Source organism: Actinomadura harenae, from assembly GCF_003696215.1.
Taxonomy (GTDB): Bacteria; Actinomycetota; Actinomycetes; order Streptosporangiales; family Streptosporangiaceae; genus Spirillospora; species Spirillospora harenae.
Window position 1 is genome coordinate 1 of sequence record NZ_RFFG01000199.1, and the last position, 7,204, is coordinate 7,204.

Genomic DNA, 7,204 nt, shown 5'->3' on the forward strand with positions numbered 1-7,204 from the left:
CGCGGGCACGCGCCGTCCGGGCCTCGTGGGTGGGCGCCGTCGCGGCGGCGCGGGCACGCGCCGTCCGGACGGCGCGGGCATGCCGCGCCGCATCCGCATCGCACCTCCCGGGGGTCCCGGTCGTTGAGCGGAGGCGCGTCACGGCCCGTCCGCACGATGGACACTAATCCGCACCATGGCGGTTCGTCCCGGCTTCGTCAAGACGGCGGCGCCCCGCCGGGCACCGCCGTCACAACGAAGATCCAGGTCAGTGGCCGCGTGCGATCCACTCGTCCAGGTGCGGGGCCTCGGCGCCGATCGTGGTGCCGTCGCCGTGGCCGGTGCGGACGACGGTCTCCGGCGGCAGCGTCAGCAGCCGCTCCCGGATCGAGTCGATGATCGTCGGGAAGTCGGAGAAGGACCGTCCCGTCGCCCCCGGGCCGCCCTGGAACAGGGTGTCGCCGGAGAAGACCGTGCCGAGCGACGGCGCGTACAGGCACACCGCGCCGGGGGAGTGGCCGGGCGTGTGCAGGACGGTCAGCTCCGTCCCGGCGACCGTGAGGACCTGCCCGTCCGCGAGCTCGCCGTCCGGGGACGCGTCCGGGTGCTTCTGCTTCCAGAGCATCAGGTCGTCCGGGTGCAGCAGGACGGGCGCGCCGGTGCGGGCCGCCAGGGCGGGCGCGGCGTCGATGTGGTCGTCGTGCCCGTGCGTGGACACGATCGCGACGAGCCGCCGGTCGCCGACCGCCGCGGCGATCGCGTCCGCGTCGTGCGCGGCGTCGATGACCAGGCACTCGGCGTCGTCCCCGACGATCCAGACGTTGTTGTCGACGTCCCAGGTGCCGCCGTCCAGGGAGAACGTGCCGGACGTGACGACGTGGCCGATCCGCGCGGCCATCAGAGGACCACGACCGAGCGCAGGACGTCGCCGTGGTGCATCTTCTCGAACGCGGCCTCCACGCCGTCCAGCGGGATCGTCTCGGTGACGAACGCGCCCAGGTCGAGCCTGCCCTGCAGGTACAGGTCGATGAGCATCGGGAAGTCGCGGGACGGCAGGCAGTCGCCGTACCAGGACGACTTGAGCGCGCCGCCGCGCCCGAACACGTCCAGCAGCGGAAGCTCGAGCTTCATCTCCGGGGTCGGGACGCCGACGAGGACGACCGTCCCGGCGAGGTCGCGGGCGTAGAACGCCTGCTTGTACGTGTCGGGGATGCCGACCGCGTCGATCACGACGTCCGCGCCGAACCCACCGGTCAGCTCCTGGACGGCCGTGACGACGTCGCCGTCCTTGGCGTTCACGGTGTGGGTCGCGCCGAGCTCCCTGGCGGTGGCGAGCTTGCGGTCGTCCAGGTCGACGGCAATGATCCGCGCCGCGCCCGCGAGCCGGGAGCCGAGGACGGCCGCCGCGCCGACGCCGCCGCAGCCGATGACCGCGACGCTGTCGCCGCGGCCGACGTTCCCGGTGTTGATCGCCGCGCCGAGGCCCGCCATGACGCCGCAGCCGAGCAGGCCCGCGACCTCGGGCTTGGCGGCCGGGTCGACCTTGGTGCACTGCCCGGCGGCGACGAGGGTCTTGTCGGCGAACGCGCCGATGCCGAGCGCCGGGGACAGCTCCGTGCCGTCCGCGAGGGTCATCTTCTGCTTGGCGTTGTGGGTGTTGAAGCAGTACCACGGGCGTCCGCGTCGGCAGGCCCGGCACTGACCGCACACCGCGCGCCAGTTGAGGACGACGAAGTCGCCGGGCGCGACCTCGGTGACGCCCTCGCCGACGGACTCCACGATCCCGGCGGCCTCGTGGCCGAGCAGGAACGGGAAGTCGTCGTTGATGCCGCCCTCGCGGTAGTGCAGGTCGGTGTGGCAGACCCCGCAGGCCTGCACCTTGACCACGGCCTCGCCCGGCCCCGGGTCGGGGATCGTGATCGTTTCGATCCGCACCGGCTGCCCCTTGCCCGGTGCGATGACCCCGCGTACCTGCTGCGCCATCCTTGCCGCCTCCCGTTTCAGGTGTGTGACTCTCGGTCAGACCCTATTAAAACGGGCGGCCACCTGGGTATTCAGGGTGTGGACGGTGTCACCAGGCCCGCGTTGTAGGCGATGATCACGAGCTGGACGCGGTCGCGCGCGTCGAGCTTGGTGAGCAGCCGCGCGACGTGCGCCTTGGCGGTCGCGACGCTGATCGACAGCCGTTCGGCGATCTCCCCGTTCGACAGGCCGGTCCCGACGAGCGTCAGGACCTCCCGCTCGCGCTCGGTGACGCCGGACAGCTCCGCCGGAGGGGCCGCGGACGGCTCGGGCCGGTTGGCGAAGTCGGCGATCAGGCGCCGGGTGACGCCGGGCGCGAGGAGCGCCTCGCCCGCCGCGACCACCCGGACGGCCGCGAGGATGTCCTCCAGGGCCATGTCCTTCACCAGGAAGCCGCTGGCGCCCGCGCGCAGCGCCCCGTAGACGTAGTCGTCGTCGTCGAACGTGGTCAGGACGAGGACGCGCGCGGTCGCGGCGGCCGTGATGCGGCGGGTCGCCTCGATGCCGTCCATGTCCGGCATGCGGATGTCCATGACCACGACGTCGGGGCGGTGCTCGGCGGCGAGCCGCACGGCCTGCGCGCCGTCGCCCGCCTCGCCGACGACCTCCAGGTCCGGGCAGTCGGCGATGAGCACTCGCAGCCCGGCCCTGATCAGCGGCTGGTCGTCGGCCAGGACGACGCGGACGGCCATGTCGGCCGTGTTCGCTCTGTCTGTTGCGTACGGGGCGGTCATCCGGCCACCGCCAGCATGGAGGCGGAACGGGTCGGGATCCGCGCGGCGACCCGGAAGCCGCCTCCGGGGCGCGGCCCGGCGGCCAGCTCGCCGCGCAGCAGGGCGGCGCGTTCCCGCATCCCGACGATGCCGAACCCGCCGCCGTCCCGCTGGACGCCGCCGGACGGACCGGGCGCGCCGCCCGTCCCGTCGTCCTCGATGTCGACGGTCAGGCCGTCCTCGGTGAACCCGATCGTCACCCGGCAGGCGTCCACACGGGCGTGCCGCACCACGTTCGTCACCGACTCCTGGACGATCCGGAACGCCGACAGGTCGACCTCCGGCGGCAGCGGACGCCGCTCGCCGGTCCAGCGCAGGTCGACCCGCACGCCCGCGTCGCGGGTGGCGGCGACGAGCCGGTCCAGGTCGGTGAGGCCCGGAGCGGGGTCGAGGGGCGCGGCCGCGGCGCCGTCCCCGGCGTCCCCGGCGGACTCGCGCAGCGTGACGAGCATCCGGCGGAGCCCGGCGAGGGTCTCCCGGCTGGTCGCCTCGATGGCGGCGAGCGCGTTGCGGGCCTCGTCCGGCTGGGTGTCGATGACGCGGCCGCCGACGCCCGCCTGGATCGCGACGATGCCGATGCTGTGCGCGACCATGTCGTGCAGTTCGCGGGCGATCCGCAGCCGCTCGGCGGCGACGGCCCGCTCGGTCTCGCGGGACCGAAGCTCGACGGCGTGCTCGCGGCGCTCGCGGAGCATCCGCGCGGTCGTCATCGCGGCGACGAACCCGAGGACCACCACGGCCAGGCCCTGGAGTCGTCCCTCCGGGCCGTGCGGGATGTCGGCCGCGGCCGCCAGCTGGAGGAGCAGCATGCCCGCGCAGGCGATCGTCCTGGCCGGGCGGGGCTTGCGCAGGGAGATGTAGGCGAGCGCGACGTCGTCGACGACGAGCTTGGTGTAGCCGGTCGCCCAGGTGATGTGCGTGGCGAACAGCATGCCCCAGGACAGCGCCAGGAACGCGACCAGCGCCGGGGCGCGGCGGCGCAGCAGAAGCGCGGGCGCCGCCATCACGATCCCGGGGATCATGACGGCCTGGGAGACCTCGGCCGGATGCCGGTTCATGAGCGGGAGCAGCAGCAGCGAGAAGAACACCGCGCCGGCCCACGCGAGCACGGACATGCCGACCCTGCCCAGGCGCCGGAGCACGAGCCGGCCGCGGTGCCGCTCGGACGCGCCGGCCGGCGGCTCGGGAGACTCGGGGGACATGCCGCGATCGTAACCGTCCGCTCCCTTTGGGGGAATTAGCCCTCGGGCGTACGCCCGGGGGCTACCTGGGCCCGCGCAAGTGTGGCCGTGGGCCCGACGACGGGATGGGGCCCCGCGGGCGATCTTTGCGGAATGAAGATGTTCGTCCGTGTCGTACTGGCCGTCGAGGTGGCGATCCTCGCGGTGTCCGCCGTTCTCTGGGACTCGCTGGACTTCCGCATCTACCGGCTGGGCGGGGGACTGGTCACGGAGGGCACCCGGCTCTACACCGAGCAGATCGCCGCGCACTGGTACACCAACTCGCCGGTCTTCGCGCTGATCTGCTCGCCGCTCGCCCACCTGCCCCTCACGGTGGCGCGGGTCGGCTGGCAGGCCGCGTCGCTGGCCGCCCTCGTCTGGACCTGCGCGAACGTGCTGGAACTGGCCGGACGGACCGTCACGCGGAACACGGTCGCCGTCCTCGTCGCGGCCGCGATGCTCCTCGAGCCGATGTACCACACCTTCTTCCAGGGGCAGGTCAACCTGTTCCTGATGGCCCTGGTCGTCGCGGACGTCAAGGCCGTCGCGCGCGGACGGATCGCCGGGATCGGCATCGGCCTCGCGGCCGCGGTGAAGCTGACCCCGGGCATCTTCATCGTCCTGCTCCTGGTGACCGGGCGGATCCGCGCCGCGGCCGTCGCCGCCGGGACGTTCGCCGCCGCCGTCGCGGGCACCTGGCTCGTCGCCCCGGACGCGTCGCGCGTCTACTGGACGGGAACCTTCCGCGACACCTCGCGCGTCGGCGTCACCTACATCAGCAACCAGTCGCCGTTCGGGATGCTGTCCCGGCTGCTCGGCGGCCACCCGGACCGCGTCCAGAGCTGGTATCCGATCATGTCCGTGGCCGTCGCCGTCGCCGGGCTCGCGATCGCGGCCCTCTGGGCGCGGCGCGACGACTGGCTGGGCGCGGTCGCCGTCACCGGGGCGACGGGCCTGCTGGTCTCGCCGATCTCGTGGGCGCACCACTGGGTGTGGGTGCTGCCGGCGCTCGTCCTGATGGTCCGGAACGGGCACCGCGTGGCGGCGGGCTGCGCGTACGCGCTGTTCGTCCTGTCCCCGCTGTGGTGGACGCCGCACGACAACACCTCGCGCGAGTGGGGCTTCCACTGGCTGATCACCGCGGTCGCGAACTGCTACCTGCTCTCGGGGGTCGCGTTCCTGGTGTACGCGGCGATCGGGCTGCGGCGTCCGCGGGGCCCTCAGGCGCCCCGGCCGGTGATCGCCCGTGAGGAGCCCCGGTACCGGGAACCGGCCGAGGTCGCTTAGCCCTCAGGGGGGAGATCACGGATCACCGTCGTGCGGGACGCGCGTCCGGCGCGGCGGTGGCGAGGCTTGCACCATGAACTCCAAGCACCTCACCGCCGTCGCCCTGACCGGGGCCGCCGTCGTCGGCCTTGGCGCCCTCTCGCCCGCCGCCTCCGCCTCCGCGCACTTCGCCAGGCCCACCTCGGGCGGGCACACCTCCGACGGGCAGACCGCCGACGGGCGCGGCTCGCTCGTCAAGGCCGAGCACCTGCGCGCCCTGTCCGCCGACGAGGTCCGCACGGTGCTCGGCCAGGGCGGGTTCGACGCCTCGACGGTGCGGCGCGGCGTGGACGCCTACCGCCTCACCTACCGGACGATCGGGACCGACGGCCGCGCCACCACCGCGACCGGCCTGTTCGCCGTGCCGCGCGGGAAGCGCGGGAAGCTCACGCCCGTCTCGTACACGCACGGCACCACCAGCTACAAGCCGGACGCCCCGTCCACGAGCGGCACGCCGTGGGCCGTCGGCCCCGCCTACACCTACGCGGGTTCGGGCTTCGCCGCCGTCGTCCCCGACTACCTCGGACTCGGGGAGGGGCCGGGCACCCACCCCTGGAAGGACGTGCCGTCCGAGACGTCCGCGTCCCTGGACATGCTGCGCGCCGCCCGCGCGTTCGCCCCCCGGACCGGCCACAGCCTCGACCGGGACGTCCTGATCACCGGCTTCTCGCAGGGCGCCTCGACGGCGCTCGGCCTCGCCCGCACCCTCCAGGACGGCGCGGACCGGCACTTCCGGGTCAAGGCCGTCGCGCCGATCAGCGGCGGCTACGACTTCGCGAACGCCGAACTGCCCGCGCTCCTCAACGGGGAGCTGGAGGCCAAGTCCAGCGTGCTCTACGCCGCCTACCTGCTGACGTCCTGGCAGCGCATCCACGGCGGCGTGTACACGACGCCCTCGGAGGTGTTCCAGGCCCCGTACGCCGACCGCGTCGAGAAGTACTTCGACGGGACGACCCCCGGCCAGGTCATGTTCCAGGGCACGCCGAACCGCCTGACGGACCTGCTGACCCCGCGCGGCTGGGCCGTGCTGCGGAACCCGTCCGGGACGTTCGCCTCCGCGCTCCGCACCGACGGCGAGGTCTGCACCGCCTGGACGCCGCGGATGCCCCTGCGGTTCTACCGGGCCGAGACCGACGAGCAGGCGACGACCCTCAACACCGCCCACTGCGTCGCCTCGCTCCAGAAGCGCGGCCTGAACCCGCCGGTCGAGAACCTCGGCAAACCCCTCTACCAGGGGTCGCTGCACCTGGGCACGAACGTCGCGGGGACGGGGAAGATCGTCCACTGGTTCCTGTCCCAGGCCGCCTGACCGGCCGGAACACGCGAAACGGCCACCCCGGCGGAGAGCCGGGGCGGCCGTCTGGTGTGTCGCGGTCGGTGCGCCGCGTTCGGTGTGCCCGCGGTCAGCGGAGGGTCAGCGCAGGAAGCCCTCGTAGTTGCGCTGCTGGAGCTGGGACTCGATCTGCTTGACCGTGTCCAGTCCGACGCCGACGACGATGAGGATGCTCGTCCCGCCGAACGGGAAGTTCTGCGTGGCGTTGAGCAGGGCGAACGCGATCATCGGGATGAGGGCGACCAGTCCCAGGTAGAGCGCGCCCGGGGTCGTGATGCGGGTCAGCACGTAGTCGAGGTACTCGGCGGTCGGCCGCCCGGGCCGGATGCCCGGGATGAAGCCGCCGTACTTCTTCATGTTGTCGGCGACCTCAGTGGGGTTGAAGGTGATCGCGACGTAGAAGTACGTGAAGAAGATGATGAAGACGAAGAAGATGCCCATGTGCCAGGGGTTGTCCTGGTGCAGGTAGGGCTGGATCTTCTGCAGCCACTTGGCGTTCGGCCACAGCTGGCTGGCCAGTGCCGGCAGGTACAGCAGCGACGAGGCGAAGA

General features: G+C 73.0%; 7 protein-coding genes. 2 read left to right on the plus strand and 5 right to left on the minus strand.

Annotated elements, in window-relative coordinates; all coding sequences use genetic code 11:
• Window positions 1-247 precede the first annotated feature (247 nt).
• From EBO15_RS42120 to EBO15_RS42135, 4 genes are all read right to left on the minus strand, one after another.
• Complete coding sequence (locus tag EBO15_RS42120; RefSeq protein ID WP_122200039.1) at window positions 248-877, minus strand: MBL fold metallo-hydrolase; 630 nt, start codon at window positions 875-877, stop codon at window positions 248-250.
• Complete coding sequence (locus EBO15_RS42125; protein WP_122200040.1) at window positions 877-1,962, minus strand: S-(hydroxymethyl)mycothiol dehydrogenase; 1,086 nt, start codon at window positions 1,960-1,962, stop codon at window positions 877-879. The genes EBO15_RS42120 and EBO15_RS42125 overlap by 1 nt, the downstream gene beginning before the upstream one ends.
• A gap of 71 nt (window positions 1,963-2,033) precedes the next feature.
• A complete protein-coding gene (locus EBO15_RS42130; RefSeq protein WP_233616848.1) occupies window positions 2,034-2,735 on the minus strand; it encodes a response regulator in 702 nt (233 codons plus the stop codon).
• Window positions 2,732-3,976 (minus strand): sensor histidine kinase, encoded by a 1,245-nt coding sequence (locus EBO15_RS42135; protein ID WP_233616849.1) that lies wholly within the window; start codon window positions 3,974-3,976, stop codon window positions 2,732-2,734. The genes EBO15_RS42130 and EBO15_RS42135 overlap by 4 nt, the downstream gene beginning before the upstream one ends.
• A 132-nt stretch (window positions 3,977-4,108) precedes the next feature.
• Here EBO15_RS42135 and EBO15_RS42140 point away from each other — a divergent pair, with 132 nt between their 5' ends.
• Both EBO15_RS42140 and EBO15_RS42145 read left to right on the plus strand, forming a co-directional pair.
• Complete coding sequence (locus EBO15_RS42140) at window positions 4,109-5,281, plus strand: glycosyltransferase 87 family protein (RefSeq protein ID WP_122200042.1); 1,173 nt, start codon at window positions 4,109-4,111, stop codon at window positions 5,279-5,281.
• Window positions 5,282-5,354: 73 nt separating this feature from the next.
• Entirely contained in the window at window positions 5,355-6,629 is a 1,275-nt protein-coding gene (locus tag EBO15_RS42145; protein ID WP_158628506.1) for an alpha/beta hydrolase family protein, read from the plus strand.
• Between the two features lie 105 nt (window positions 6,630-6,734).
• On the opposite strand, the gene EBO15_RS42150 is transcribed toward EBO15_RS42145, so the two are convergent.
• The coding region (locus EBO15_RS42150) for a preprotein translocase subunit SecY (protein ID WP_378240431.1) at window positions 6,735-7,204 on the minus strand (470 nt) is incomplete at its 5' end.

Excerpts from the sequence above, each read along its gene's own strand:
- EBO15_RS42145 (WP_158628506.1), top strand. The coding sequence starts at position 5,355 with ATGAACTCCAAGCACCTCACCGCCGTCGCCCTGACCGGGGCCGCCGTC.
- EBO15_RS42135 (WP_233616849.1), bottom strand. The coding sequence starts at position 3,976 with ATGTCCCCCGAGTCTCCCGAGCCGCCGGCCGGCGCGTCCGAGCGGCAC.
- EBO15_RS42125 (WP_122200040.1), bottom strand. The coding sequence starts at position 1,962 with ATGGCGCAGCAGGTACGCGGGGTCATCGCACCGGGCAAGGGGCAGCCG.
- EBO15_RS42120 (WP_122200039.1), bottom strand. The coding sequence starts at position 877 with ATGGCCGCGCGGATCGGCCACGTCGTCACGTCCGGCACGTTCTCCCTG.
- EBO15_RS42130 (WP_233616848.1), bottom strand. The coding sequence starts at position 2,735 with ATGACCGCCCCGTACGCAACAGACAGAGCGAACACGGCCGACATGGCC.
- EBO15_RS42140 (WP_122200042.1), top strand. The coding sequence starts at position 4,109 with ATGAAGATGTTCGTCCGTGTCGTACTGGCCGTCGAGGTGGCGATCCTC.